Source organism: Methanorbis furvi (assembly GCF_032714615.1).
GTDB classification, from domain to species: domain Archaea; phylum Halobacteriota; class Methanomicrobia; order Methanomicrobiales; family Methanocorpusculaceae; genus Methanocorpusculum; species Methanocorpusculum furvi.
The window spans coordinates 169,648-195,593 of sequence record NZ_JAWDKA010000001.1; the positions used below are offsets into that span (position 1 = coordinate 169,648).

25 protein-coding genes are annotated in these 25,946 nt (G+C 50.3%); 7 read left to right on the plus strand and 18 right to left on the minus strand.

The genetic code is table 11. The annotated features are described in order from the left end of the window. Positions 1–41: 41 nt before the first annotated feature. Together cofH and McpAg1_RS00900 are read right to left on the minus strand one after the other, a co-directional pair. Positions 42–1,154, minus strand: coding sequence for a 5-amino-6-(D-ribitylamino)uracil--L-tyrosine 4-hydroxyphenyl transferase CofH (cofH, locus tag McpAg1_RS00895; RefSeq protein WP_338093397.1), 1,113 nt, complete (start codon positions 1,152–1,154; stop codon positions 42–44). Next, positions 1,151–1,810, minus strand: a complete 660-nt coding sequence (locus McpAg1_RS00900; protein ID WP_338093398.1) for a signal peptidase I — start codon at positions 1,808–1,810, stop codon at positions 1,151–1,153. Before McpAg1_RS00900 ends, cofH begins: the two co-directional genes overlap by 4 nt. Before the next feature lie 409 nt (positions 1,811–2,219). On the opposite strand from McpAg1_RS00900, the gene McpAg1_RS00905 reads away from it, so the two are divergent. The 4 genes from McpAg1_RS00905 (at position 2,220) to McpAg1_RS00920 (ending at position 5,808) form a co-directional block, all read left to right on the plus strand. Next, positions 2,220–3,293, plus strand: coding sequence for a DMT family transporter (locus tag McpAg1_RS00905; RefSeq protein ID WP_338093399.1), 1,074 nt, complete (start codon positions 2,220–2,222; stop codon positions 3,291–3,293). A 149-nt stretch (positions 3,294–3,442) separates the two neighbouring features. Continuing rightward, the gene (locus McpAg1_RS00910; RefSeq protein ID WP_338093400.1) at positions 3,443–4,036 is read left to right on the plus strand and encodes a LytS/YhcK type 5TM receptor domain-containing protein; all 594 of its coding nucleotides are present in this window, start codon (positions 3,443–3,445) and stop codon (positions 4,034–4,036) included. 225 nt (positions 4,037–4,261) lie between these two features. Then, positions 4,262–4,681 carry a 6,7-dimethyl-8-ribityllumazine synthase gene (gene ribH, locus McpAg1_RS00915; RefSeq protein WP_338093401.1) on the plus strand — a complete coding sequence of 140 codons (420 nt, stop codon included), beginning with the start codon at positions 4,262–4,264 and terminating at the stop codon, positions 4,679–4,681. After that, complete coding sequence (locus McpAg1_RS00920) at positions 4,678–5,808, plus strand: pyridoxal phosphate-dependent aminotransferase (protein ID WP_338093402.1); 1,131 nt, start codon at positions 4,678–4,680, stop codon at positions 5,806–5,808. The genes ribH and McpAg1_RS00920 overlap by 4 nt, the downstream gene beginning before the upstream one ends. A 256-nt stretch (positions 5,809–6,064) precedes the next feature. Here McpAg1_RS00920 and McpAg1_RS00925 read toward each other — a convergent pair whose 3' ends face one another. From McpAg1_RS00925 to McpAg1_RS00965, 9 genes are all read right to left on the minus strand, one after another. Next, entirely contained in the window at positions 6,065–6,637 is a 573-nt protein-coding gene (locus tag McpAg1_RS00925) for an acetate uptake transporter (RefSeq protein ID WP_338093403.1), read from the minus strand. 164 nt (positions 6,638–6,801) lie between these two features. Beyond that, positions 6,802–7,938 (minus strand): nitrogenase component 1, encoded by a 1,137-nt coding sequence (locus tag McpAg1_RS00930; protein ID WP_338093404.1) that lies wholly within the window; start codon positions 7,936–7,938, stop codon positions 6,802–6,804. Beyond that, positions 7,931–8,950, minus strand: a complete 1,020-nt coding sequence (locus tag McpAg1_RS00935) for a nitrogenase component 1 (protein WP_338093405.1) — start codon at positions 8,948–8,950, stop codon at positions 7,931–7,933. Before McpAg1_RS00935 ends, McpAg1_RS00930 begins: the two co-directional genes overlap by 8 nt. Before the next feature lie 7 nt (positions 8,951–8,957). Next, positions 8,958–9,764 carry a Ni-sirohydrochlorin a,c-diamide reductive cyclase ATP-dependent reductase subunit gene (gene cfbC, locus McpAg1_RS00940; protein ID WP_338093406.1) on the minus strand — a complete coding sequence of 269 codons (807 nt, stop codon included), beginning with the start codon at positions 9,762–9,764 and terminating at the stop codon, positions 8,958–8,960. Positions 9,765–9,830: 66 nt separating this feature from the next. Continuing rightward, the gene (locus tag McpAg1_RS00945; RefSeq protein WP_338093407.1) at positions 9,831–11,315 is read right to left on the minus strand and encodes a TrkH family potassium uptake protein; all 1,485 of its coding nucleotides are present in this window, start codon (positions 11,313–11,315) and stop codon (positions 9,831–9,833) included. Between the two features lie 345 nt (positions 11,316–11,660). Continuing rightward, positions 11,661–12,044, minus strand: a complete 384-nt coding sequence (locus McpAg1_RS00950; protein WP_338093408.1) for a desulfoferrodoxin — start codon at positions 12,042–12,044, stop codon at positions 11,661–11,663. A gap of 68 nt (positions 12,045–12,112) precedes the next feature. Then, positions 12,113–13,297 (minus strand): FprA family A-type flavoprotein, encoded by a 1,185-nt coding sequence (locus McpAg1_RS00955; protein ID WP_338093409.1) that lies wholly within the window; start codon positions 13,295–13,297, stop codon positions 12,113–12,115. Positions 13,298–13,303: 6 nt separating this feature from the next. Beyond that, the gene (locus McpAg1_RS00960; protein ID WP_338093410.1) at positions 13,304–13,459 is read right to left on the minus strand and encodes a rubredoxin; all 156 of its coding nucleotides are present in this window, start codon (positions 13,457–13,459) and stop codon (positions 13,304–13,306) included. 181 nt (positions 13,460–13,640) lie between these two features. Continuing rightward, positions 13,641–14,063 (minus strand): GxxExxY protein, encoded by a 423-nt coding sequence (locus McpAg1_RS00965; protein ID WP_338093411.1) that lies wholly within the window; start codon positions 14,061–14,063, stop codon positions 13,641–13,643. A gap of 241 nt (positions 14,064–14,304) precedes the next feature. Here McpAg1_RS00965 and McpAg1_RS00970 point away from each other — a divergent pair, with 241 nt between their 5' ends. Beyond that, a complete protein-coding gene (locus tag McpAg1_RS00970; RefSeq protein WP_338093412.1) occupies positions 14,305–15,528 on the plus strand; it encodes an MFS transporter in 1,224 nt (407 codons plus the stop codon). Between the two features lie 184 nt (positions 15,529–15,712). Here the strand turns inward: McpAg1_RS00970 and McpAg1_RS00975 are convergent, their stop codons facing one another. The 3 genes from McpAg1_RS00975 to McpAg1_RS00985 are packed head-to-tail and all read right to left on the minus strand — an operon-like array spanning position 15,713 to position 18,770. Continuing rightward, positions 15,713–16,636 carry an ABC transporter ATP-binding protein gene (locus McpAg1_RS00975; protein ID WP_338093413.1) on the minus strand — a complete coding sequence of 308 codons (924 nt, stop codon included), beginning with the start codon at positions 16,634–16,636 and terminating at the stop codon, positions 15,713–15,715. Next, complete coding sequence (locus McpAg1_RS00980) at positions 16,633–17,697, minus strand: FecCD family ABC transporter permease (protein ID WP_338093414.1); 1,065 nt, start codon at positions 17,695–17,697, stop codon at positions 16,633–16,635. Before McpAg1_RS00980 ends, McpAg1_RS00975 begins: the two co-directional genes overlap by 4 nt. A gap of 8 nt (positions 17,698–17,705) precedes the next feature. Next, positions 17,706–18,770, minus strand: a complete 1,065-nt coding sequence (locus tag McpAg1_RS00985) for an ABC transporter substrate-binding protein (protein ID WP_338093415.1) — start codon at positions 18,768–18,770, stop codon at positions 17,706–17,708. Positions 18,771–18,982: 212 nt separating this feature from the next. Here McpAg1_RS00985 and McpAg1_RS00990 point away from each other — a divergent pair, with 212 nt between their 5' ends. Beyond that, entirely contained in the window at positions 18,983–19,564 is a 582-nt protein-coding gene (locus tag McpAg1_RS00990; RefSeq protein WP_338093416.1) for an FmdE family protein, read from the plus strand. Positions 19,565–20,471: 907 nt separating this feature from the next. Here the strand turns inward: McpAg1_RS00990 and McpAg1_RS00995 are convergent. The 4 genes from McpAg1_RS00995 to McpAg1_RS01010 form a co-directional block, all read right to left on the minus strand. After that, positions 20,472–21,203, minus strand: coding sequence for a pentapeptide repeat-containing protein (locus tag McpAg1_RS00995; RefSeq protein ID WP_338093417.1), 732 nt, complete (start codon positions 21,201–21,203; stop codon positions 20,472–20,474). A 302-nt stretch (positions 21,204–21,505) separates the two neighbouring features. After that, on the minus strand, positions 21,506–22,681 hold the full coding sequence (locus McpAg1_RS01000; RefSeq protein ID WP_338093418.1) for an FAD-dependent oxidoreductase: 1,176 nt from the start codon (positions 22,679–22,681) through the stop codon (positions 21,506–21,508). Between the two features lie 353 nt (positions 22,682–23,034). Further along, positions 23,035–24,078: an AI-2E family transporter gene (locus McpAg1_RS01005; RefSeq protein WP_338093419.1), complete on the minus strand. Its 1,044-nt coding sequence runs from the start codon at positions 24,076–24,078 to the stop codon at positions 23,035–23,037. Positions 24,079–24,393: 315 nt separating this feature from the next. Continuing rightward, complete coding sequence (locus McpAg1_RS01010) at positions 24,394–24,894, minus strand: rubrerythrin family protein (protein WP_338093420.1); 501 nt, start codon at positions 24,892–24,894, stop codon at positions 24,394–24,396. A gap of 132 nt (positions 24,895–25,026) precedes the next feature. On the opposite strand from McpAg1_RS01010, the gene McpAg1_RS01015 reads away from it, so the two are divergent. Beyond that, positions 25,027–25,728: a JAB domain-containing protein gene (locus McpAg1_RS01015; protein WP_338093421.1), complete on the plus strand. Its 702-nt coding sequence runs from the start codon at positions 25,027–25,029 to the stop codon at positions 25,726–25,728. The last annotated feature ends 218 nt before the right edge of the window (positions 25,729–25,946 follow it).

Sequence of the window (25,946 nt, forward strand, 5' to 3'; positions counted from 1 at the left end):
GTTTCCAATACACGAATTTATGGGCAAAGCCCGAAAAAAAGTTATTCAAGAATATGATACAGCGTATCCCTTCGTGCGAGCGTTCTGCCTATGTCGCTGCACAGATACCGCATATCATTTGGATCAAAGAAATCAGACTCCTCCCCTGCACCGGCAGTTCTTGACAAAGAGTCCACAAACATCGTACCGCCAACATCATTGCCGCCCGCCATAAGGCCGACCTGCGTCATCTTCTGTCCGATCTTTGACCAGGGAACCTGAATATTTCGCATATTGTCCAGAAACAGACGCGAGACCGCAACAAGGAGAATGTCCTCGCGGCCGGTAGCACCGTAGACAACTTTGCCGTTCTGTGCGAGCGGTGTATTGTGGTGCAGGAAGGAAAGCGGCACAAGTTCGGTGAACACATTTGTCTCATCCTGCAGAGAGCGAAGGATCGAAAGATGAGCTGCACGTTCCTTGGGATTTTCCACTGAGCCGTACATGATCGTGGACGTTGCCTGAAAGCCGAGTTCACTTGCCTCGCGAATAATTCTCACCCACTCGGCAGACGGAATTTTTTTCTCACAGATAACCTCGCGAACCGAGTCCACAAGAATTTCAGCAGCAGTCCCCTGCACCGAGCCGAGACCTGCTGCCTTCAGACGTGTCAGCGCCTCACGGGTGGTAAGGCCGCTCTGCCGTGCGGCGAACGCGATCTCATCAGGACTGCATCCATGCACATGGACGCCTCTGATCTCTTCGCACAGGGTGCGAATCATCGACTCATAGTTTTCGATGGTGAACGATGGATGAACGCCTGCAAGATAACAGACCTCGGTGACATTTTTGCTCGCGGCATCGCGGGCATGCTCGCGGAACTCTTCATCCGTGAAACAGAATGCATCAGGATCGGTTGATTTTCTGCCGAACGCACAGAAGCCGCACCGGTTTTTACAGATGTTTGTTACATGCAGATTCATGTTGCGGACATAGGTCACGACATCACCCGCCATCTCCTCGCGGCGTTCGTCAGCTGCTGATGCCACTTTCCACACATCCCGGCCGGTAAGCCGGAAGAGAGCTGCTGCATCAGACTCACTCATGCGGCTGCCTGTTTTGGCGTCGTCAAGAATTCTGTGCAGCTCTGCGTTGTTCAGTCGTGGGGTGGTCATTTTTTACCTTTCTTCTGAGATTTTTTCGCATCTTCCTTTGCTTTTTCTTTTCTGCGGCTGTAAAGCTCCCATGCGATCAGAATTATTATGACAACAACGGCGAACTCCCAGATGTGCAGCGGCAGGTATCCGACCAGCGGAATGGCAAACAGTGCTTTGCCGACAACCCATTCATCCTTCACCGGCTGCATCATGCCGACGCTGGTGAAGATGTTTCCCTGATCAATGGTCGGGTTGTGATCGCCTTTGGTGATGTACCCGCCATTCGCAAGACCAGCTTCAAGAGCTGTTGACTCATTGATCTCCCCAAGTGCACGGTGAATTATCGGCGTCACCTGCGAGTTACCGTTCGGCTGGTAAATGATCACATCCCCGTATCCGCCAAAGGAGGTGACATTTGCTGCCTGCGCTTCAAGTGAGGTCATCAAAGGGCCGAACCGGTTTTCTTCAACAACAAATATCAGATCGCCGACATTCATGTTCGGCACCATGCTGCCTGACTCAACAGCAACGATCGCCGGCCATGTTCCTGATACACCAAATAATACTGCGCCAATCACGGCAACAATGATGATGACCGACAGGATGTCGCGAACGAGACTGATCTTCGGATCATCTGACTTCAGCTTCTCTAACAGCGAGGGCTTTGATGACATAATGCTGTATCTAACTAAGTCCTCACCGGTATAGAAGTTTCTCTTTCCCCTGGGTCTTTGTATTTTTGTCGCAGCTTGGCCCACGATTCGCATGTTCCCGCCATGATCATTGCTCCGCCCACGGAAAAGCGGAACACACAGAGATTTGACGGAAAAAAACATCACGGAGCAGACGTGAACAACACGGAAATGAATCGTTTTTGAAATTATTATTCGCCTTCCGTGATGTTCACGTCTGCTCCGTGATCTTTTTTTCCGTGGTATTTCCGTGTATTCAGATTTTCCGTGGGCGGAGCAATGATCATGGCGGGAACATGCGAATCGTGGACGGAGCTATGACAAAAATACAAACTCCAGATCTAACACAGAATTATATGGACCTACCAAGAAAATTACTACTCTCAAACATATGCAGAACACCATAACCCCACAGCATGCAGCGATCGGTTTTGCCGTTCTTGCGGCAGTACTCTACGGCATCAGCTCGCCTGCCGCAAAACTGCTGCTTGAAAGTGTCCCTCCGGCACTTCTTGCATCACTCCTGTATCTGGGGGCAGGAATCGGCATGTTTGCTGTGAGCATCATCCAGTCATCACGAAACAAAGTACGGCGGGAGGCTCCGCTCGGAAAAAAAGATCTGCCGTATGTCATCGGCATGATTTTGCTTGACATTGCCGCACCGGTTCTTCTGATGTTCGGACTTTCCATGACGACGGCCGCAAACGCCTCGCTTCTCAACAACTTTGAGATTGTCACAACAGTTCTCGTTGCATTTTTTGTCTTCCGGGAAGCGATCGACCGGAGGCTGGGGTTTGCGATCATTCTGATCGTCTTTGCAAGCATCCTTCTCACTGTCGAAGATGCAGGAAGTCTTGTCTTCTCGCAAGGATCTATTCTCGTTCTGCTTGCCTGCGTTGCCTGGGGATTTGAGAACAACTGCACACGAATGCTTTCCTTAAAAGATCCTGTGGAGATTGTGGTGATCAAAGGATTTGGTGCCGGAACCGGAGCACTGATTCTCGCATTTTTTGCAGGAGAGGTGATCTTCAGCAGCATGGGAAGCATTCTTGCAGCATTAATGCTTGGATTTTTTGCGTACGGTCTGTCGATTTACTTCTATGTCCTTGCCCAGCGGACACTCGGAGCAGCGCGGACGAGCGCATTTTATGCGGTCGCTCCCTTCATTGGTGTCGCCCTCTCATTTATCATATTCAGAACCGAACTCACGCTCTCGTTTGCAGTGGCTACTGTCATCATGATCCTTGGAGCGTACTTTGCCGCGACCGGCGGACATCACCACAAACATGCACATACCGTTCTGACGCATGAACACCGCCACAGCCATGATGACGGACACCATACCCACACGCACAGTCCGCCGGTCACCGATGAACATTCTCACACGCACACGCATGAAAAACAGGTCCATGATCACCCTCACACGCCGGATATGCATCATCATCACGAACATGAGCGCAAGTGATTAAACAACAATTATTCTTTTTCGCGGCGATTTACTGATGGCGTTTCGAATTTTTACGGAAGGTAAGTACATAATTACCTAAAAATCATACAAACGACCGTCATCATAAAATACTGAAACATAAATAAATAGTATTCATGGATGTGGTGATGGATTTTATTACCTTGATTGGTGTCAATCTCGGTTTTGCAGCACTCTTGGGTATCGCCATTGGGAGAAGCGGACTTCTTGACAACATGAAAGGGGACTTTACTGACTGGATCAGATACTCGATCGGTATAGTGTTGTTTGGTATAATGTCGCTTTTAGGATCAATTGCAAGTATTCAGTACGAGGGTGCGCTGCTGAATGTTCGTGACGGCGGTCCGATCTACGGCGGTCTCTGGTTTGGTCCGATTATTGGTATCGGTGCGGCAATTATTGGTGCGGCATACCGGTTCAGTCTCGGCGGCGCAACAGTTGTTCCCTGTTGTCTTGCGACCATTATCGCAGGTTTAGTGAGCGGAATTATCTGGTACTTCTTCCGCGAAAAGATCACCGTGGTGATTGCAACACTGATTGCCCTTGCTCTGAGTCTTGTTCACATGGTTTTGCTCATCTTCCTCACGCCGAACAACTTCGGATGGTATCTGATCACAGAGACCCCAACCGGTATCGGTATTGTTACGCTGGTTCCTCTGTCGGTTCTGATCTTTTCCTGGTGCTACCTGAGATCAAAAGAAGCAGTGGCGAAGAAAAAATAATTGTATCGGTTTTGTGACTTGATTTCTTGAGTCGCACACGGAATACACTGAACGCATGCCGTTGGCCTTTCGTTCAGTGTCTTCCATGGGCGAAACTACGAACAATATTTGTTAAGCAAACGATTTTTTCCGACAACCGATTTTGCCCATAATACTCATTTTTGAGTTGACACGTTTTTGTGAACCACTATATACTTTTGCGACAGAAATGTACAGAGATTACTCATGATCGATCAACCAGTCAGACTCGGATTCGTTGTCGCAGAATTCAACCGCGATCTTACCTACATGATGGAGATGGAAGCAGAAGAGCATGCACGGTTTCTCGGAGCCGCTATCAGGGACCGCCTCTACGTCCCGGGTGTGTACGATATGCCGCTTGCCATTCGCAAACTTCTGAAGAAATCCGATATTGATGCAGTCATAACAATCGGATGCGTGATTGAAGGCGCAACCGATCATGATCAGATTGTGGTCCAGCATGCAGCACGAAAGATCATCGATCTTTCCCTTGAGTTTGACAAACCGGTGGCTCTGGGCATCTCAGGGCCCGGTATGACCAGACTTGAAGCAACTGAGAGAGTTGAATACGGCAAGCGTGCTGTTGAGTCTGCGGTGAAGATGGTCCGGAGACTTGCGGAATGAGACAGCTTTCGGAGACGATAGCAGGAGTTGCGCCGTCGGCGACGATGGCAATGAGCAACCGGTCAAAGGAGATGATCGCGTCAGGTATTGATGTGATCAGTCTTGCGGTGGGAGAGCCGGACTTTGCAACGCCTGCACATATCACGCAGGCGGCAGTTGATGCACTGAGCCGCGGCGAGACGCATTATGCACCGTCGCGGGGAATTCCCGAGCTGACGAGTGCGGTTGCAGAGAAGCTGAAGAACGAGAACCATATTCCGGCAACGCAGAAGCAGATCATGGTGACCGCGGGTGCGAAGGATGCGATCCGGATCACGATGATGGCGATGCTGAACAAGGGTGATGAGGTTGTGGTTATTGATCCGTCATGGGTTTCGTATGAGCCGTGCGTGCAGATTGCCGGAGGACGTGCTGTTCACTACTCGCTGAACGCAGATTTTCAGGTGGACGAGTCGATCTATGACGTGATCACCGACAAGACCAAGATGATCATTGTGAACACGCCGTCAAATCCGACTGGATCAATTCTCGGAAGATCTTCACTCAGGCTGATTGCTGATGCATGCATGGATCATGATCTGTACTGTTTGTCTGATGAGATCTATGAGAAGCTTGTCTACGGTAAAGAGCATGTGTCTATTGCAACGGTGGGTGACATGCATGAGAGGACGATTACCATCAACGGATTTTCCAAAGCTTATGCGATGACCGGATGGCGGCTCGGCTATCTTGCGGCTCCACTTGAAGTGATTCCTGCAATGGATAAGGTGATGCAGCACTCGGTCGGCTGCGTGAATACGTTTGCGATGTGGGGCGGTGTTGCTGCACTGCAAGGGGATCAGACCTGTGTTGAGGAGATGAGAAAGGAGTTTGAGCGCCGCAAGAAGTTTGTGATCGGCAGGCTTGCGGGACTGGGCCTCAGAACAGCGCCTGCGGAGGGAGCATTTTATGCGTTCATCAATGTCGGCGGCGATGATGTGGCGACGGCAAATCTGTGGCTTGACAAGGCGCATGTTGCTCCGACGCCGGGGACGGCTTTCGGCGCTCCGGGATGGATCCGCATTTCGTATGCGGCTTCAATGGAGCGACTCGAAGAGGCGATGAACAGAATAGAATCAGTGATGTAAGATATTTTCGCGGCGGTTTTTACTGCCGCAGACTTTTTTTGTTGTTTGTTATAGCTCCGCCCACGGAAAAACGGAACACACTGAATATCATAGAAAAAAAAACATCACGGAGCAGACGTGAACAACACGGAATTTACATTCAAAGTGTTTTTTCTGTGATGTTCACGTCTGCTCCGTGATGTTTTTCCGTGAAATTTCTGTGTGTTCAGATTTTCCGTGGGCGGAGCTACGATTAATAACGAACAACGCAAAAAAATTAGAGTTTGAGTTTTTTGCATCCATGGATGCCGTTGATCAGGTCCGCGGTGCCGATGTAGTAGGCGCAGGCTCCGGCAACCACACCAAGGAAACCGCCGAAAACTTTCACTGATGTAAGACCGGTGAAGTCAGCGGCTGCGAGGCAGATGAAGACGGCGCAGACCAGCCAGAGTGTTACAGGAAGTACGATTCCTTTGCCGGTTGCAGCCAGAGCAACGGTTGCGGTAAAGATTGCCCAGAGTACAAGATAGCATCCCATGGCGACCGGAGTTGCGGATTCGCCCAGACCCATTGCAGGAAGGACAGCTGCGAGTGCGAACACCAGCCAGAACATGCCGAACGAACTGAAGACAACCATGCCGAAGATGTTGCCGCCCCGCCACTCCAGAATGCCTGCGAGGAACTGTGCCAGACCGCCGAACAGGAATGCAAGGCCGATGATCACCGTGTTCATTTCGAAGATGCCGATGTTGCATAAGCTCAGCATAATCGTGGTAAATGCAAATCCAAACAGACCGATTGGTGCTGGATTGATCGTTCCTGCGACATTTGTTGTAGTGCTTTCAGTCATGTGTCGAAGTACGCGTTGTTTTCTGAACTATAAATTACTGGCGGTTGAAAATGATGAATCATTACAAATAGGGAATATGGAGCACGAAACGAACATGTTTCGCGCAGAATATGAACAAATGAGAGATTACATGATTATATTCTCAGAATAATATGTTTGAAACATCATCCCTGTTTTCGTTGTCCGGCATGCATGTTCATCAGAGCATTCAGTGCTCCTTCCATCAGAACAAGGCCACCCTCAATACCTGCAAGAGGACGTGCGGAGATTGAGATGCGGCTCCGGTCAGGCGGCGTGATCCCGAAGAATGCCGCTGTTCTACTGGCGGCTGCTTCAAAGGTTGAGCCAAGAATCAGATCAGGTCCGACTGAACCAAGAGCCGCGTTGATCTCAACAGAGTTCACGGAATAGGGAACACGACCAAAGCCCTGATCCCTCGCAAACACAACCGGCACATCAGAACCGAAGTACCGCTCCATCATGGTCTTTGCAAAGACCGCATAACTTTCCTGCGCAGCAACTGCGGTGATCGGAGGATTATACTTGCGCAGGTACTTGTCGCAGGAGTAATAGATCTGCTCCTCAGCACGCGACCACTCCGTGAGAACAGCGTCCGTGTCAGCATCAGGAAACTGTTCCTGAAGTTTTGCAACAGTATCCGGAATGTCTGAAAACAGCATGCTGCCAAGATTGTCCCCGACACCGGAAGCGTACGAAGAGTTTGCAGAGATCGTGAACGGTGCTGCTCCTGCACAAAGATTTGCATAACTGTCGCGGGAAAATCGTACCGCCACCTGAATTTTCAGCAGTCCGAGCAGACGCTCGGTCTCATGCAGATTACCGCGCCAGAAAATATCCAACAGATTGATGCCGTCAATGTTCACGCCTGACCGCTCTCTGGAACAGTGCGGCGCAAGAGCGGCGAACGCTTTTGCAGCTCCCGCCTCAACATTTCCGGAGAAGCCCGGAGCATCGACAAAGATTGCCGAGCCGCTGGAAAACGCAGTCTTCAGATCCTCGCCGGTCAGTGCCGGAACACAGGTGTTCACCACCGCAACCGGTCTGCCGGTTGCAGCGACCTCAGACACCACCTCATGCAGCCGGTCGACTGTTCCAAACACAATCTCAGACTCCAGCAGGTACGTGCTGAACAAAGGAACCTTCAGCAGAGACTTCGGGTAATAGTAGCAGCCGGACGAGCCGTGAATGATCACACAGAGATCAGAAAACCCTGCAAGGGTTGCCGCAGCGCCGGTCATTGCACACGGCCAGACCGGATTAGTGCATCCTTTTTCAGCCATTGTTCACCGCCCGACGCCAGAGATAGAGCATCTTTTCAACACCAGCAGCACCGACCGGAAGATAAAACGGCAGTTTGATCGGAAGGGCCGAGTCGTTTTCCTGCATCAAAAGTCTTGCCATCGCCTCACGGGCAACCGCAGATGTTCCGGCAAACGGTTCAGCACCAAGACAGATTGTTTTTTTGGTGAGTCCTGAAAATTTTTCCAGCATCTGATCCTGATACAAAAGTTCGTCCTGCACTGCCGCTGCAATTTTTTCCTCGGGAATCCCGCAGGAGTGACCAACAGCATTCAGAAAATTAATGCAGCCGGAAAGTCCGCGGGGAAACTCCGGCACGACCGGTCGGCCGAACCGCTCACCAATAGCATCGGCCGCGGGCCGACATCGGTCATCACGCAGAATGAAACACTCCGCAGTTCCAAGATGCATAAGGGTTGCAGCATCACATCCCCGGCAGAACCTGACCGTCACCCGAAGGCCGAGACGGGCAAGCAGGCGCTCAACCTCTGCATAATTCTGATCAGCTTCAGACTCAAGATTTTTCTCGCCGATGAGAGCAACCGTTCCCGGAGTCGCCTGGGAGAGCGGGACGCATGATGCAAGAGCGGTGAGAACTGCGTTCTCTCCGTCCTTTGCACTTCCTCCAAGAAATCCTGACGTTGGCACATAGATGATTTTGTCTGCGTACGGATGGCGGCTGCAGACCGCACCGCAGTCATCACCGATCGTCTCCGGCACACAGGAGGTCACCACAAAGATCAGATCAGGATTTAGCGCAGCTGCACGGTCGAGGGCTGCGGTCAGGCAGTCCTCGCCGCCGAAGATCACCTCACGGTCCCCGATTCCTGAAACGATGATCTCAGGAATCTGAGATACATCACAGTCGTTCATCATCGCATGCAGCATTGAAAATGTCTGATGCACGCAGCCCTCAGGAGCATGCACGACGGCTACTGCTCCCGGAATAAAACAGGCGACCGACAGGGCACCGGTTAAGGTGCATCCTGCCATTCGTAACTCATAAATATGCCCTGGCAAGTTTTTCCAGTTCATCAAGATCGAGGGCTGTGGGGATACGTAGGTCATCGTTTGCAAGAATGGTTTTTGCAAGCCCGCGGTAGACGTCTGCCTGCGGGGACGCGGGGGCATGTTCGATTACGGTCATCTGGTTGACTTCGGCAGCCTGCACAGCTTTGTCGCGGGGAACAAACTGCACCATCTTTGATCCGATCAGTCTTGAAAATTCGGCGACAAGCTCTCGTTCATTATCCATATTTTTCGAGTTGCAGATGACGCCGCCAAGTCTGCATCTTGCGGTGCTACGTTCTGAGAGCCGGGCAATTGCTTTGCAGATATTGTTTGCCGCATACAGACTCATCAGTTCACCGCTTGTTACCAGATAGACCTCCTGTGCATAGCCGTCACGCATCGGCATTGCAAACCCTCCGCAGACAACATCTCCCAGAACATCGTAGACCACCACGTCACCATTCAGGGCTTTCATCTTTTCGAGCAGCTGAAATGTTGCGATGATGCCGCGGCCAGCACAACCGATACCGGGCTCAGGCCCTCCCGCCTCCACGCACCGGACACCGCCAAAGCCGGTGAAGATGACGTCATCCATTTCAAGATCCTTGCGCTCGTACATCTGCTCAAGTACGGTAGGAATCCAGCGGCCGTGCATCAGCATTCTGGTGCTGTCATGTTTGGGATCGCATCCGATCTGCATGACATCCAGACCATTTTCTGCAAACGCAGCCGACAGGTTTGCGGATGTGGTGGATTTTCCGATACCTCCCTTGCCGTAGAGGGCTATCTGTCTCATTCCCTACTCTATTGACCTGCATGCCACATATATTTTGACTTGTGACAATCTGCCTTTCTTAAGTAATTACTTACGGGACGGGCCGCTACCTGTGTGCCATTCAAATCTGCGGAATATTCCCCATACGAGGATGATCACCGGAATGATTTCCAGTCTGCCGATCCACATTGCAAGATAGAGAATGACTTTTGCATACTCGGGCATATCAGGGCCGAAAACGCCGCTGGTGCTGCCGTTGTTACCGACGCAGCTGAACACATCGTACATGGTTCCGACAACGTCCTTGGAGAAGTAGGGGTCGTGCAGGAGAATAATGAGCACGATCACTACCATCACGATGTAGAGAAGGATCAGCAGCAGGGATTTTGCGATCAGCATGTCGGCTTCCTTGCTCGCGATCGATCTGCCGTTGTGACGCATGGGGATGTAGGCGCGGGGGCTGACGATGGTTTTTCTGAACCACCAGATCATTGCTTCAAACATGACCTGAATGCGGTCGAGTTTGATACCTCCTGATGTGCTGCCGGTTCCTCCTTCAATGAGTACGAACACTGCGAGGAAGAGAATTGTTGCAGCACCCCAGCCTGCCATGGTGGTGTTCTGAAATCCGGTCGAACTGATCGCGGTTCCTGCCATGAACAGTCCTTCGCGGGCGGCTTCAGCGACGGAAAGTCCGCTGGAACAGAGATCGAGTATGAGAACTGCGGAGACGAACAGAAACACTGCAATCATGAGATGAAGGATGCGGTCTGAAAGAACGTTTTTGAGTGAGCCTTGTGTGTAGAGAACATAATAGAGCCGGAACGGCAGAGCTCCTGCAAGCATAATCGGGATCAGGACCAGTTCGAGGCCGAGGTTGTCGAAGTGAGATATTCCTGCGGCGTAGATCGACATACCGCCGGTGGAGATTGCGGAGAATCCTACGTTAACAGCGTCCCAGAGATCAAGACCGGTTGCCATGATGGCGAGAATCGAGGCTATGGTGAGTACAAAGTAGATCTTCCACATCTGAAAGGCTGTTGCAATGACGCTCGGCATGAAGGCTTCCGAGTGGCCTTCGGAGCGGTAGAGGCCGCGGGTGATGAGGCCCGACCGGCTGGCAACAGTGAGGGTGAATGCGATGATTCCAAGACCGCCGATCCACTGCATGAATGAACGCCAGAAGAGGAGGGTTCTTGGCCATTCTTCGATGTTGAGGGCAAAGGTGAATCCGGTACCGGTCCATGCAGACATGGATTCAAAGGAGGCGTCGAGAAATGTCATCCCGGTGATCATAAACGGGATGCAGCCGATGGAGCTGACAAAGACCCACACAAGAGCGGTCGCTGCAATAGAGAGACTGTTGCGTGCGGGTTTGTCGCCTTTGGGAAGGAAACGGAGAAAGATTGCCAGTGCGAAAAACAGGAGCGTGGGCACCAGCATGACGGGGAGAACGTGCCATTCCTGATAGTAGATCCCGACGATGATCGGCAGGATGGTTGCAATGCCTACTAAAAGGAATACAGCTCCCAGATCGCGTCCGACGCTGGCGAGTTCACGGATGAGGCCCATTTGATATATGATGATCTAACCTGCGAAAATATAATGGTAGGGTATCGTACCTCATATTTTTCCGGTTTTTTTCAGACATTCGTTTATTGGTAACTAACGCACGTCGTAGCTCCGCCCACGGAAAAACGGAACACACGGAAATATATCGAAATAAATCGTGGGAGGAGACCTTGTGCTTTGAAAATTCAAAGTTCCGTGATGTTCACGTCTGCTCCGTGATCTTTTTTCCGTGAAATTTTCCGTGTGTTCGGTGTGTTCCGTGGGCGGAGCAGTGATCATGGTGGAAGAATGTGTTTCGTTTTCCCGTAGGAGGCAGGACGTAATAGAAAACAAAAAAATGAGAAGTTATTCGGTTTTTGCCCAGAGACCGTGTTTGTTGCAGTACTCGCAGGCTTTGACTGCCTTAGCAGAGGTCTTGACGATGATCTCAGGTTTTTCTCCGGGTGCAAGGAACTTTTCATGAACGATGCCGTCGTCAGTCTTGAGTGCTACCCAGGTGATGTAGTGGTCTGCATCCATCGGGTGCGGGACTGAGCCTACTGCTACTTTGTATCCGCCGTCGGTTTTGGTGATGACCGGAACATGCTTTTCCTGAGCTGCGTCGGTGGTGTTCTCGACGAGTTTGTGCATTGCTTCGCCGCAGCAGACGAGTTGACCTGCTCCTTTGCCGATGACTTTTACGGTGTTTCCGCAGATGTTGCACTTGTAGATCTCACTTACTTCTGTCATGAGGATATGTTTCGCACAAGACAATATATACGTGAGTATCGGGGTAAGATGTTCGAAAAAAAGGGGTTTTAGAGGGTTTTATGGTGCTCAACAATTGCATCTGCCATTGCATGGAGCGCAGTAATTGCAGTCTCCTCGGGCTGACCTCTGATGTATACCGGCTCAAGTATTTTGGCACTTAAGGGTGAGAGCATCTCTTCAAGGTAGTTGACTGCATTGGTACCCCAGCCGTAAGAGCCGATGACCGCGATCTGCTGTACTTTGGGCCGGAGTGCACGAATGAGGTAGGCGGCGTTGACCGCTACCGGATGCGGGCCGAAGAGTACGGTAGGCGTTGCGATGACGATTGTTGCTGCATCCACTATGGCGCTGCCAAGCACGCCGGTATCGGTCTCCAGCAGGTTGTACTGATGGACCGGAATGCCGCGCTGGACAAGATCGTCGACGAGGAACTTTGTCATGAGTTCGGTACTTCCATGCATGGAGACGTACGCTACGATGACAAGGTTTTTGGGGGAGTCGCCCGACCAGTCGCGATAGAGGTCGATAATTTTCGCCGGCATTCTGAGAACCGGACCATGACTTGGACCGATGATCTTTGGCGCAATTTCATCGATGAGGTTGAGGTGCTCCTGCACTGAGGAACGGAACGGCATCATGATGGCTGCATAGTAACGCTTTGCTGCTTCAAGGTAGTCGGGACTTTCGTCGTCCTGATAGAGCGTTGGCGCTGCATAGTGCGTGCCGAGGAAGTCGGTGGTGAAGAGTACTTTGTCTTCGATGACTTCGGTGAACATGGTGTCGGGCCAGTGGACCCAGGGGGCGAGATAGAACTTCAGGGTTTTGTCGCCGAGCGAGAGGGTTTCCCGGTCGCCGATGACGATGAAGCGTTCCTCAACTTCTTCGAGATGATGCATTGCCAAAAGGAGACCCTTGCAGGTTTCGTTGGTGACAACTTTTGCACCGGGGAAAATTTCGAGCAGCAGAGGCAGGAGACCTGAGTGGTCCTGTTCTGCGTGGTCGATGATGATGTAGTCCAGCGAGTGCTGGTCCAGACGCATGAGGTTGGTGATGAAGTCTGCCTCGTCGTTGGGTTTGCAGGTGTCGATTAAGGCGGTTTTTTCGCTGCCTTTTACGAGGTAGGAGTTGTAGCTGCTTCCTCGCGGGGTGGGCATGATTGCGTCAAAGTACCGCAGATCCCAGTCAATGGTTCCAACCGAGTAGATACGGTCAGCAATCTCACGCGTTGCCATGGATTGTTACACCTTTTTGAACTGGGTTTTGGGTGCGCCACAGACCGGGCATTTCCAGGTGTCAGGAAGTTTTTCAAACGAAGTTCCGGCAGGGTACATGATGCCTGCTCCTTTTTCCGGGTCATATACATATCCGCAGATTGTGCAACGATATTTGTCCATTTTAACTTTCCTTCCTTATAATTAAGGCATAATACTATTGGGAATGATTGGTTATATTTTGTTGGGATATGGCAGGTTGGTTGTAGGTGGAAATTTTGTTTTGTAGCTCCGCCCACGGAAAAACGGAACACACGGAGCTTCACAGAAAAACATCACGGAGCAGACGTGAACACCACGGAAATTATGAATAATTGTATGGAACATCATCTTCTCTGACTGAATATGTTACTCCGTCGCGGATACATCTCCTGATGTCGACCCCCGGATGATGATTGAAGTTGATCAAAAGGCCAAGATCAAAATTTGTTATTTTCAGATAATTTTTGATTTGGGCAAGATGTTCATTGGTTATCTCTTCGACTGCTTTGAGTTCAAGGATTATTTTATTATAACACACGATATCGGCCCGGAATTTACCTACAGAGATATTTTTGTAACTAACCGGCAATTCTTTCTGAGATTCGAATGGAATTCCACGAAGTTTCAATTCATGTTCGAGAGCGCTTTGATAGACTGATTCCAAAAATCCCGGACCAAGTGATTTGTAGACTTCGAATACTGCTCCACGAATACGATAGGTTTCATCTTCAAAAATTAGGCTCATGCTCTTATGAAATGATCAGGAAGTGAGCTGAAATAATAGTTGCTGATGAAATTCCGTGATGTTCACGTCTGCTCCGTGATGTTTTTTATTTCAGTGTGTTCCCGCGAAGCGGTAAGCAGGCCGAAGGCATGCGTTCCGGTTTTCCGTGGGCGGAGCATAAAAGATCAAAAATAAAAAATTGCCAACTCCGGATTTGATTTTAATCTCAGACCGCCAATAGGTACATCTGGTAAGAGGCTTTATGGACGAGAGTGCTGGCCAAAAGATCCGGGGAGTTATTTTCGGGCATTTTCTGATCGATATTTACACACCGATTCTGGCGCTGATCCTGCCGCTGCTGATCGCAGGGATGGATCTGAGTTATTTCCTTGCAGGTATGATTGTGACGGTGTTTAATGTGACGTCGTCGGTGTCCCAGCCGTTTGTGGGCTGGTACGGGGATAAGACCGGATGGCGGGCGAGTGTGCCGCTGTGTCTGGTGATCGGGAGTGTGGGGATTAGTCTGACGGCGGTTACGGGAAATTATGTTCTGCTGCTGTTTCTTGCAGCGGGAGCTGCTATTGGCCACGCACTGTTTCATCCGGCGGCGATGGATATTATGTACCGCTTGAGTCCTCCGGCAAAGCGGGGATTATATAACTCGATTTTTACGACGAGCGGAAGTATCGGGTATGCGGTCGGGCCGCTAATTGCAGGTATTCTGATTGTGGTCGGTGGTCTTCCGGCGGTTGCATGGCTGATGATTCCCGGGATTCTCGGGGCGACATGGATGTACCGGAACAACCGCAGGTCCCGCGGTAAGTCTGGTGCAGGTACGAAAGCGAAGGTTGTTGAGAAAAATGCGAGTGAAGCGGCACCCCGGAAACGGTTTTGGTGGGTGCCGGCAGGTTTGGTTGTTTCGATCTGTTCGCTTCGTGCGTGGGCATATCTCGGCGTGATTACGTATCTGCCGACGTTACTGATTCTTGGTCATCATGGAATGGACATGTTTACGGCGTCTGCGATTGTTACGGTGATGCTGTTCTTCGGTGTTGCGGGACAGGTTGTGGGCGGGTATATGTCGGACCGGTTTGGGAGAAAGGAGATGTTGGTGCTTGGTCTTGCGTGTGCAATTCCGTTTTTCTGTCTGATCTTTTCGACGAATGAGGTGCTGATGTATTTTGGCGTGATGATGTATGCGTTCTTTGCGTCGTCGTGTTATGTGATGTCGGTGACGATGACACAGGATCTGCTGCCGGGAAATGTGGGGTTTGCGTCAGGGCTGACTCTTGGGTTTTCGATGGGGGTCGGAGGTCTTGGTGCTGCGCTGATCGGATGGGCAGCTGATGTGCTCGGGTCGTTGTCAAGTGCGATGTTTCTGTTGATTGTGCCGATCATTTTGTGTCCGGTTCTGGCACTGCTGATCAAGTATCCGCTGAAGAGTCTGGCACGGGGACATGATAGAGGAGCTGACGGGGACATATAAAATTGGACTTCCACGGAGTGATTACTCCAAACAAGGCAAAAAACAGAATAATCATAGGCAATGAATGAAACTCATCGCCGCATAACTTCCCTTAAAAAAAACAAACTCTCATTTTTAGTACACTGTACTGTACTTCTAAGTACAGTACATAGTAGTAGTAGTAAGAAAAAATATTTTTCAAAAATTATCGCGGCACGACCATCGGCAGACCCTTATGCATCACAATATCCACCGCAATACCATACACCGCCTCAATCACATCAGCAGTCACCCCGGACCGATCACACGCCGCATACACCATACCGCCCTTCATAAACAAAAACCGGTCCGCAAACCGCAGCGCAAGATTCAGATCATGCATCGTCATAACCGTTGCCACATTATGATGATCCACCACATCCCGGATAACCCCTAAAATCGCCATCTGCCGACACAGATCCAGAGCCGACGTCGGCTCATCCAGCAGAAGAACAGACGGCTCCTGCACAATCGCACGACAGATACACACCCGCTGAAGCTCACCTCCCGACAGCTCATCAATAGAGCGGAGCTGCATCTCCAACAAACCAAAACGCGACAGCGCCTCCTCAACAATCACATAATCCCTCTCACTCACCCGCAACCCAAGATGCGGTTTTCGCCCGAGAAGCACCGTATCAAACACGCTCATCTTTGCAGACTCATTCCGCTGCGCAACATACCCGACATTTTTCGCAATCTCTGTCCCCGACATTTTCATCAGATCCTTCTCCTCCAGAAGAACCGTGCCGGTCTTCGGCGTAAGAATCAGATTCATACACTTCAGAAGCGTCGACTTCCCCACACCATTCGGGCCGAGAATCGCAAGAATCTCTCCGCGTGCAACCCCAACAGAAACATTTGCAAGAACCGGATCGCTCCGGTACTCAAAACTCACCCCTGCAACCTGAAGGATAGCCCTGCCCGGGACATCACCGTGATGCGAATGCGGGCAGTCATGCGAGTGATCATGCGTATGCACGTAACCTTCCACATGCGAATGCGGATGCACATGACGACCCTCATGAGCATCATGGCCCTCATGACCCTCATGACCCACGTGCTCTTTGTGCTCAGACTCCTCCCTCACATCCGCCGCCCCCGAATGATAAGATACAGAAACACCGGAGCGCCAAGAAACGCAGTCAGCACCGCAACCGGCAGAACATGTGGCGCAATAATTGTTCGGGCAACGGTATCAGACACCAGCAGAAGAACCGCACCGCAAACAAAACTTCCCGGAATCAAAAACCGGTGATCATCACCGATCAGCCGACGCACAATATGCGGACAGACAAGACCCACAAAACCGATCACACCAAGAAACGCCACAATCACCGCACTGATAACAGATGCCGCAATCATACCAATCAAACGCGTCCGCTCAACATTCACCCCGAGACCCCGGGCAGTCTCATCACCCGCATCAATCGCATTGTAGTCCCAGCGTTTGAACAAAATGTAGCCAAACGCCGCAACCACCACAACCGCCATAATCCCAAGCTCGGTCCAGCTTGAACGCGACACATCCCCGAACTGCCAGAACACAATCGACGCAAGCTTCGTATCATCCACAAAATACTGAATCGCCATCAGACCCGCACTGAAAAGTGAACTGATAGCAACGCCCGCAAGGACCATCGTCTCAGGAGTAGCCGACCGCATCCGGGCAATCAGAAGAATAATCATCGTCGTCAGCATGCTGAAAATAAATGCACAGAGCGTCGTCAGATACGGATTATGCACGACCACCGCGTCAGCAATACTGCTGCCGGTCGTGCCCGCACCAAACAGCAGAATACCGATCGCAGCACCAAACGCCGCGGCATTGGAAAGACCCAGTGTAAAAGGAGATGCGAGAGGATTTCGAAGAATCGACTGCATCGCAACTCCTGCAATCGCAAGACCGGCTCCCGCAACAACTGCCGTCAGCGCCTGCGGGATTCGAATATTCCAGATGATTCGCTCAAACAGTCCAGTCCCCTGCCCGCCCAGCAGTGTTCCGAGAATATCAGGGATCGGAATCGAGACCGCACCAACCGACACCGAAACAAAAAACATGATCACAGTGAGGGCAACGCCTGAAAGGATCAGGAGAATTTTTCGTGCGACATATGCCCGGTACTGTCCTGACGAAGTTTCAGTCTCCATGGCTGCTCTCACAACAGAGGGATCTCCAGCTTCGTGAACGACAAATTCTGCACATTTGCTTTCAGCTGTTCGTAGACCGGAGCACCGACAACGAATTCGTAGATCTCATCGGCCTTTGCTGCCGGATCAATATCTGCGAACTTGTCCGGGTACAGAACTTTTCCGATATAGTACGCGTTTGCAAGGCTTGTCTCATGATTCACGTTCATCGACGTGTGAGGATTTACCGCATACACCTCGCCGTTCTTCACCGCAGACAGCCCCTGATACGCTGCATCACTGCCAAACTCGACAACTGCACCGCCTTCTGCTGCGGTAAGCGTTCCAAGATCCACAAAGATCATGTCAGGATCCCAGGCAAGAATCTGCTCTTTTGCAACTTTTGCATAACCCGTCTGACTCACCTCACCAATATTTGAGGCAACATTTTTTGCACCAAGCAGGGTGAATGCCAGATAATTCGGATCGGTCCCGTCAGCTCCGTGAGCTCCGTTGTAGGAAATTCCGCAAACATACACCGTCGGTTTTCCCGCGTCCGGCACGTCTGCAACGCGGCCTTTCAGATCCTCTTCAACCCCGTTAAAGTACGCGACTATCTCATCAGCACGTTTCTCTGTGTGCAATATTTTTCCAAGCATCCGCAAAGTCTCACGGATCTGATCACCTTTGGTGACATAGTCGCCGACATAAAACATCACCACAGGAATACCGGTCTTTTCCGTGATCATGTTGGCGGTCGCAACGTTTGAGCTGCTGGCGCCTCCCATAAACAGAACCTCTGCACCTGATGCGAGAAGTTTTTCATTGTCAACAACAGCCATTGCAGAGCCGAGGGCCTGACGATTTTTGATCTCAGGGTTTGCGAGTAGATAGGGTCTCAGCTCATTTGGACGAGTGAAGAGATCGCTGTCCTGATAGTCAACCGCAACAACGCGGTCCAGATTCACATCCAGATACACAAAGTACCGCATCGAACCTGATCCGGAAACCGCAATTTTCTGCGGATTGTCAGGAATGGTAACCTCGCGACCGAATGCATCGATTATTGTGATGGTACCGGCAGTATTCCCCACATCAGGAGAAGAGACACAACCCGCAGATATGCAGAAAATAGAAAGAAAGACACAAACAAGAAATACAGACACTATTTTTTCGCTTACAAACATGTTATCAAAATACTATTTTTTCATACTGAGTAATAAGTTTATTCCAAAACGCTCGTCGAACACACGAACATATATTCAGATCAATACTATTAATAGTCCTGAGGGGCGATTATGTTGCTATGAAAGATTTTGCCGATGTCATAGCATTTCACGGTCACGTCTGCGGTGGTCTTGCGCTCGGATACAAAGCCTGTGAACTTGCCGCACAGGAACTTGGCCTCGACTTCTCTGAAGATGAGGAGATTGTGGCACTCACCGAGACAGACTCCTGTACGGTTGATGCAATCCAGGTACTGTTCGGCTGCACCGCAGGCAAAGGAAATCTCTTCGTCAACAACTGGGGCAAAACCGCATTCTCCTTCTACCGCCGCGACAACAACACCTCGATCCGGCTTGTCGCCATCCCGGACGCCGTGCCAAAAGACCCGCGAATGAACGAGCTCAGGCCGAAGATTATGAGAGGAGACGCAACCGAAGGCGAAAATGTCGAGTACCATCATCTGGTCCACGAACATGTGGATCAGATTCTTTCAATCCCTGCAGAAAAACTGTTTGAGATCAAAGAGACAACGCTCCCCCTCCCAAGTGAGGCATCCATCTACTATAATGTGATGTGTTCGGTCTGCGGTGAACATGTTGCAGAAGGACGGGCAAAACAGGTGGACGGAAAATACGTCTGCATCCCCTGCCAGAAAAAATAATTTTTTTATGAGAGGATGATTTCGCCGCCCACGGAAAAACGGAACGCATGCCTTCGGCCTGCTTACCGCTTCGCGGGAACACACGGAGTTTCACAGAAAAACATCACGGAGCAGACGTGAACAACACGGAATTCATATTCAAATAGGAGTTCCGCGGTGTACTGTTGAGTGGTGAGATCTCGCCTCGTGAGAAAAAAACCGCCACGGATTCACACGGATTCCAAATTTGCCAATCGTCATTATCTTGCGTTCGGTCGGGACTCCGGCTAATCGCCTGCGTCCTTTTCGACCTCACTGGATAATGACTGGCAAATTTTTTTCGGTTTTTTGTTGAGTGGTACATGTGGTTTTGCTTGGAAAAATCAATTACATAATCACACAGATTGCATTTTCGGAAAAAAAATGTGCGTGAGTACGATGCAAAAAACATACTCATCATTTCAACAAAAAATCGAAAAATTTGCCAGCTGGTATCCAGTGAGGTCGAAAAGGACGCAGGCGATTAGCCGGAGTCCCGACCGAGCGCAAGATAACAGCGATTGGCAAATTAAATATCTGTGTGAATCCGTGGCGGTTTTTTTTCACACGAGACCACGTTCATCAGTTACCTGCTTACAATTTTCAGAAAAAAAGGAACTGAGATCTTTTTGCAATATCACACCGCGTAACTCCTATTAAAAAAAATTCAACGAAATTTTTTTCGTGGTATTATATTCGAAATTATTTTTTCTGTACTCATAAAATAGTTTTCAGTTGCCATGTTGAAAAAACTCAACGAAATTATATTTCCGTGATGTTCACGTCTGCTCCGTGATCTTTTTTTCTGTGAAACTCCGTGTGTTCCCGCGAAGCGGTAAGCAGGCCGAAGGCATGCGTTCCGTTTTTCCGTGGGCGGAGCTACGATGAGTTAAAACAGCGCCCTATCCTTCTTCGCGCCCGCAAGGTTCGCACCGCCAAGCTCCGCATGCCGCAGATCCGCATCGCACAAATCCGCCTGCCACAGATCGGCTCCCTCCAGATGCACATGCAAAAGATTCGCACCGCACAACTTCACATGCCGGAGATCCGAACCCTCCAGATGTGCATAGCACAAAACAGCCCCGCTCAGATCAAGATTGCGAAGAGACGCCTCCTCCAGATGCGCCCCGTACATCCGAATATCGTTCCCATCCTTGGAAAGCTCCTTCTGATACCAGTCATTCCAGAGAGCAATATTTCCTGACTCGGCAGCTGACCGCAGAAGCGAAGCCTGGGTTGCATCATACTTGATCTTTCCTGCCCCGTCATACACCGCAGCATCAGGATTTGCTCCCGACAGCTCTGCTCCGCCAAGGAACGCACGCCACAGATTCGTACCCGAAAGATTTGCATTCGCAAGATTCGCCCGCTTCAGATACGAATACGAAAGATCCGCACCCTGCAGCTGGGCATACCGCAGATCCGCACCCTCCAGATACCAGTACGCAAGATCTGCACCGGCAAGATGCGCCCCGTAAGAGTCAGTACTCCGCAGATACTGGGTCTGCACAAGATCTTCCGCATACCAGCCGTTCCACTCCGTAAAGTCCATCGCTTCTGAACAGCGGCGGAACATCTCGTATTGATCCTGATCAAATCGCGTACGACGTCGTGGCGGCATTGTGGAAAACCCTCCTTTGATATTCTTATGTATTGGTCTCTATAAGAATCTGTCTCCGACTCAGGCTTTACCCATAAATTCGTTTGTTGGGGACCGAGGTTCGTCACTAATCGCAGCTCCGCCCACAGAAAAGCGGAACACACGGAGCTTCACGGAAAAAAACATCACGGAGCAGACGAGAACAGCACGGAAATATGATGTTGAATCTGGGTTCCGTGATGTTCACGTCTGCTCCGTGATCTTTGTTCCGTGAAATTTTCTGTGTTTTCAGATTTTCCGTGGGCGGAGTTGATCAAGCCATCTCACAAACTACGCTTTTTCAGATACGAATACGCCGCAAGAGACGCCTTAATCCCTTCACCCGCGGCAACACCAACCTGCTTGCTCTCAACTGACGTCGCATCTCCTGCCGCAAACAAACCCGGAACATTCGTCCGGCAGTTCTCATCAACAAGAATCTCGCCTGATGCATTCATCGCAACCTGACCTTTGAACACCGCAGTATTCGGCGTAAGCCCGAGACCAAGGAACAGACCATCGATAACAATCGTTCTGACATTTTTCATATCAGAAGCCTGGGCAATATCAACAGATGCAACCGTTCGTTCGCCGTGAATCGCCGTGATCACAAACCCTGTCTCAATTACCACATTTTTCTTTGCTCTCAGCCGTTCCACCGAAATCTCATCAGCCTTCAAGGCACTGCGGGAAACAAGCGTCACCTTTGATGCAATATCACTCAGTTCAAGAGCCATATCGACCGCCGTATTCCCGCCGCCGTAAACCGCAACCTCCTTTCCCTTAAACAGAGGGCCGTCACAGGTCGTGCAGATGGAAACCCCGCGTCCAAAATACTCCTCTTCCCCCGGGACTCCGCTCATACGCGGAGACCTGCCGAGCGCGGCAATCACCGCATCAGCAGTGAACCTTCTACCCGAAAGAGTCTCCACCTGAAATGTATCGCCGGACCGGGAAAATCCGGTCACCACATCATCAAAGATAACGCCGCCGTGCGACTCGGCCTGATCCACAAACAGATTCATCAGCGACTCCCCGCTGATCTGATAAAATCCCGGATAGTTTTCAATCTCCGAACTTCTGACAGCCATCCCCCCGCGTGCCCCGCCGATCACCAGAGTCTCGATCTCCTTTCGTCCGGCATACATCGCAGCAGAAAGTCCCGCAGCACCTGACCCGATAATGATGAGCTCATGATCATCAGGAATGTGTCCGGTCTTGTCGATCAAAAGCAGCGGCTCAATCTTGCGGCGATCAAATCCGACAATAACCTCTCCATCGATCACAATAACCGGCACCCCGCGCTGACCGGTGAGATCGATCATCTCCCGTGCGGCATCAACATCCTTGCCGACATCAAGCGAACGATAGGAAAATCCCTTTCCATCAAGCCACGCCTTCAGATTATTACAATGAGGACAATTTTTTGTGGAATATATGGTAATATCATGAGCATTCATAACCAATTTTCGACGGGAACAAATTAAAAGAGTAGGATTGCGACAGTTTATTCATAGGCCTCCCACGGAAAAACAACACGGAACAGACAAGAATAACATGAAATAGGACTTACACGGTGCAATTCTGCGAAGTGATGAGACTGCCATGAATAATTTTTCAACACACCTCCCATTATGATTTTTTAAACACGAACCACACGAAAAAACACGAATAATTTAAAATTCCGTGGTGTTCACGTCTGCTCCGTGATGTTTTTCAGTGAGATTTTCAGTGTATTCCGTTTTTCCGTGGGCGGAGTTACGATATACGGCGAACGTTAGTTGCCAACAAACAACCTTAACCACAAAAAAAATTATTCGGAAACAGAATCAGTCACTTCCGACTGAACCTGCTTTCCTTTTCGGGCCTCTTTGATAAAAATCTCATAACCGGCCATGGTCAACACCAAAAGAACCGGGCCGAGAACAAAACCCAAGAGTCCCATCACCATAGCACCGCCGAAAAATCCGACAAACATCAGCATCGGCCGGATCTCCACCTTCCTTCCGGTAAGTCGCGGTCGCAGAATAATATCCGTCACAACGCACAGCAGGAAATAACCGATCGTACAGATCAGAATAACGCCGCGCCAGTCACCGATCGCAAGCGAGTACAGACCAACAAATATCAGAACCATGATCGGGCCGAGGAATGGAATCAGCGCAAACACCGCACACAGCATCGCATAAAACATCTCATGCCCGTATCCGAGCATAAGGAAAAATCCGTACGCAAGGAAAAACGTCAGCACCGCAAGGAACACATGCACAATGTAGAGCGCGTACAAAATATCCTTCGTCTTCGTAGCCATCAGACCCATGTTGCCCTTCGAAGTTTCCGGAAGGACCGACCAGAGATCGTCCCAAATCCGGTCGCCCAGAACAATGAAACAGTAGAGCAGGGCAAAGAAGAGAATGACATCAATAATAAGAGCAGGAACGAACTCCGCAAAACCGAGAACAACTTTGGGAAACGCTGCCGTAATCATCGAAGTAAGTGCATCAACAAACCCTCCCACATCATGACTTCCACCCGCATGGCCAAGAATCAAAAAAATCTTGTCTATAATTGTTTTCAGCATGAAAACAAGATACTCCAAGTCCGACAACAGAACAATAATCGCTCCAATGCCGACACCGACAACACCTGCCGTGATACCTGTGGCAATAAATCCCGCAGAGATCCAATCAGGAACCTTTTTGGAAAGCCACCGGTGAAGCGGCATACACACAACAGCTATCGATAAGGAAAAGACGGCAATGAAAAGATAGTCGCGGGCAAGAATTAGGGTGAGAAGAAAAATTGCGGCAATAACAATGAGACTGAAATGATCCCGTGCAAAGACGCCAATATTCATTGGTTAATACATCGGTTGCCGAGATGATAAACTCACGGAAGCGCGTGGCTTCATTTTTTGCTTCGTTGCTCCGCCCACAGAACACACTGAAGACACAGAAAATATCACGGAAAAACATCACGGAGCAGACGAGAACAGCACGGAATTCACATTTAATATTATATTTCTGTGCTGTTCACGTCTGCTTCGTGATGTTTTTCCGTGAAATTCCGTGTGTTCCCGCGAAGCGGTAAGCAGGCCGAAGGCATGCGTCTCGTTTTTCCGTGGGTTGATCATTAATTAAATGCACAAAAAAGTTGGAAATAGAGTGAGAATTTACTCAACAATCTTAAAGGATGCGCCCGGGATGCCGCAGATCGGGCAGCGGTCGGTCGTCTTGTTGATCTCAATGTTGCCGCAGACCGGACAGAGATACACAGTCTTGACCTCAAAGTCCTTGCCTGCTTTCACTGCTGCGAGCGCCTGCTTGTAGAGATCAGCGTGAATTGCCTCTGCCTTCATGGCATGCTCAAACGTGATGAGTGCATCCTGACGGCCCTCAGCCTCAGCGACTTTGATGAACGAGGGGTACATCTCGTTGGTCTCGTGCAGCTCGCCTGCCATACCTGCCTCAAGATTTGCAACGGTCGTTCCAATGTATCCGCCGACACGAAGAAGACGGCGTGCATGGATCTCCTCAGCTGCGGAGGTTGCACGGAAAAGCTTTGCAACATGGTCGTATCCCTCGTCTGCGGCTGCTTCTGAGAAAGATTTGTACTTACGGTTTGCCTGTGATTCACCGGCAAAAGCATCTGCAATGCATGTCTTAGTGTCCATGCACTATTATTTGCCGAAGTTGGGGAATAAAGGTTTGGGATGAGGACTTTGCAGGAGAAATTGCGGATCAAATATGAAAAAATACCACGATAATTTAATTACTTTTCTCTGAACAATACTCACATAACCAAGATGAGTCTGAAAAACACCGCCGAGATAGACCGACCGCGGGAAAAACTGATAGCAAACGGACCGCAAAACCTCACACTCGCAGAACTTGTCGCGGCAATCATCGGCCGGGGCACGGCAGGAAACGATGCACTCAAGATAGGAAAAATGGTCAGCGACATCCTGATGGAAAACTCCTACAACACCACAGTAAAAGAGATCGCATCCGTTGACGGCATGGGTCCTGCAAAAGCCTGTCAGATACTTGCCGCGCTCGAACTTGCCCGCAGATTTCCTCCGCCAGACAGAAAACATGCGGTGATCAAACGCGCCGAAGACATCCTGCCGTTCGTCAGTCAGTACCGCTACGACAAACAGGAAAACGTCGTTGCCGCCACTCTCTCCGGCGCACATGAAATACTCAACATCCGCCTCGTCACCCGCGGACTTGTCAACGAAAGTCATGTGCATCCAAGAGAAGTGTTTGCCGGCGCCGTCACCGACCGTGCGGCGGCAATAATTCTCATTCACAATCATCCGTCAGGAAACCTCGCACCAAGCAGACAGGACATACTGGTCACCGAAAAAATTCAGGCGGCAGGAACAATCCTCGGCATCAAACTGCTGGACCACATTATTATAGGCCCCTGCGATGGCTTCCAAAGCATCCTTGAAGAGGAGGAGGAGTCTGGCGAAAACGATGCAGATTATCAACATGCTCAGTAACACTCACCACAGATCATGCTCTGCCCCGCATACTGCTCCGCCCACGGAAAAACGGAATACACTGAAAATATCACGGAAAAACATCACGGAGCAGACGTGAACAGCACGGAATTTTTTCGATTATTTTTGGATTCCGTGATGTTCACGTCTGCTCCGTGATGTTTTTTTCCGTAAAATTTCCGTGTGGTCAGTGTGTTCCGTGGGCGGAGCAACGGAAC

Bases quoted from the DNA above. Each gene is read 5' to 3' on its own strand.
- McpAg1_RS00930 (WP_338093404.1), bottom strand. From the start codon at position 7,938: ATGGCTGAAAAAGGATGCACTAATCCGGTCTGGCCGTGTGCAATGACC.
- McpAg1_RS00950 (WP_338093408.1), bottom strand. From the start codon at position 12,044: ATGACAGAAGTAAGTGAGATCTACAAGTGCAACATCTGCGGAAACACC.
- McpAg1_RS00925 (WP_338093403.1), bottom strand. From the start codon at position 6,637: ATGACTGAAAGCACTACAACAAATGTCGCAGGAACGATCAATCCAGCA.
- McpAg1_RS00960 (WP_338093410.1), bottom strand. From the start codon at position 13,459: ATGGACAAATATCGTTGCACAATCTGCGGATATGTATATGACCCGGAA.
- ribH (WP_338093401.1), top strand. From the start codon at position 4,262: ATGATCGATCAACCAGTCAGACTCGGATTCGTTGTCGCAGAATTCAAC.
- McpAg1_RS00920 (WP_338093402.1), top strand. From the start codon at position 4,678: ATGAGACAGCTTTCGGAGACGATAGCAGGAGTTGCGCCGTCGGCGACG.
- cfbC (WP_338093406.1), bottom strand. From the start codon at position 9,764: ATGAGACAGATAGCCCTCTACGGCAAGGGAGGTATCGGAAAATCCACC.
- McpAg1_RS00970 (WP_338093412.1), top strand. From the start codon at position 14,305: ATGGACGAGAGTGCTGGCCAAAAGATCCGGGGAGTTATTTTCGGGCAT.
- McpAg1_RS00945 (WP_338093407.1), bottom strand. From the start codon at position 11,315: ATGGGCCTCATCCGTGAACTCGCCAGCGTCGGACGCGATCTGGGAGCT.
- McpAg1_RS00900 (WP_338093398.1), bottom strand. From the start codon at position 1,810: ATGTCATCAAAGCCCTCGCTGTTAGAGAAGCTGAAGTCAGATGATCCG.
- McpAg1_RS00980 (WP_338093414.1), bottom strand. From the start codon at position 17,697: ATGGAGACTGAAACTTCGTCAGGACAGTACCGGGCATATGTCGCACGA.
- McpAg1_RS00910 (WP_338093400.1), top strand. From the start codon at position 3,443: ATGGATTTTATTACCTTGATTGGTGTCAATCTCGGTTTTGCAGCACTC.
- McpAg1_RS01015 (WP_338093421.1), top strand. From the start codon at position 25,027: ATGAGTCTGAAAAACACCGCCGAGATAGACCGACCGCGGGAAAAACTG.
- McpAg1_RS01010 (WP_338093420.1), bottom strand. From the start codon at position 24,894: ATGGACACTAAGACATGCATTGCAGATGCTTTTGCCGGTGAATCACAG.
- McpAg1_RS00905 (WP_338093399.1), top strand. From the start codon at position 2,220: ATGCAGAACACCATAACCCCACAGCATGCAGCGATCGGTTTTGCCGTT.
- McpAg1_RS00935 (WP_338093405.1), bottom strand. From the start codon at position 8,950: ATGGCAGGATGCACCTTAACCGGTGCCCTGTCGGTCGCCTGTTTTATT.
- McpAg1_RS00990 (WP_338093416.1), top strand. From the start codon at position 18,983: ATGAAAGATTTTGCCGATGTCATAGCATTTCACGGTCACGTCTGCGGT.
- McpAg1_RS00955 (WP_338093409.1), bottom strand. From the start codon at position 13,297: ATGGCAACGCGTGAGATTGCTGACCGTATCTACTCGGTTGGAACCATT.
- cofH (WP_338093397.1), bottom strand. From the start codon at position 1,154: ATGACCACCCCACGACTGAACAACGCAGAGCTGCACAGAATTCTTGAC.
- McpAg1_RS01005 (WP_338093419.1), bottom strand. From the start codon at position 24,078: ATGAATATTGGCGTCTTTGCACGGGATCATTTCAGTCTCATTGTTATT.
- McpAg1_RS00965 (WP_338093411.1), bottom strand. From the start codon at position 14,063: ATGAGCCTAATTTTTGAAGATGAAACCTATCGTATTCGTGGAGCAGTA.
- McpAg1_RS01000 (WP_338093418.1), bottom strand. From the start codon at position 22,681: ATGAATGCTCATGATATTACCATATATTCCACAAAAAATTGTCCTCAT.
- McpAg1_RS00995 (WP_338093417.1), bottom strand. From the start codon at position 21,203: ATGCCGCCACGACGTCGTACGCGATTTGATCAGGATCAATACGAGATG.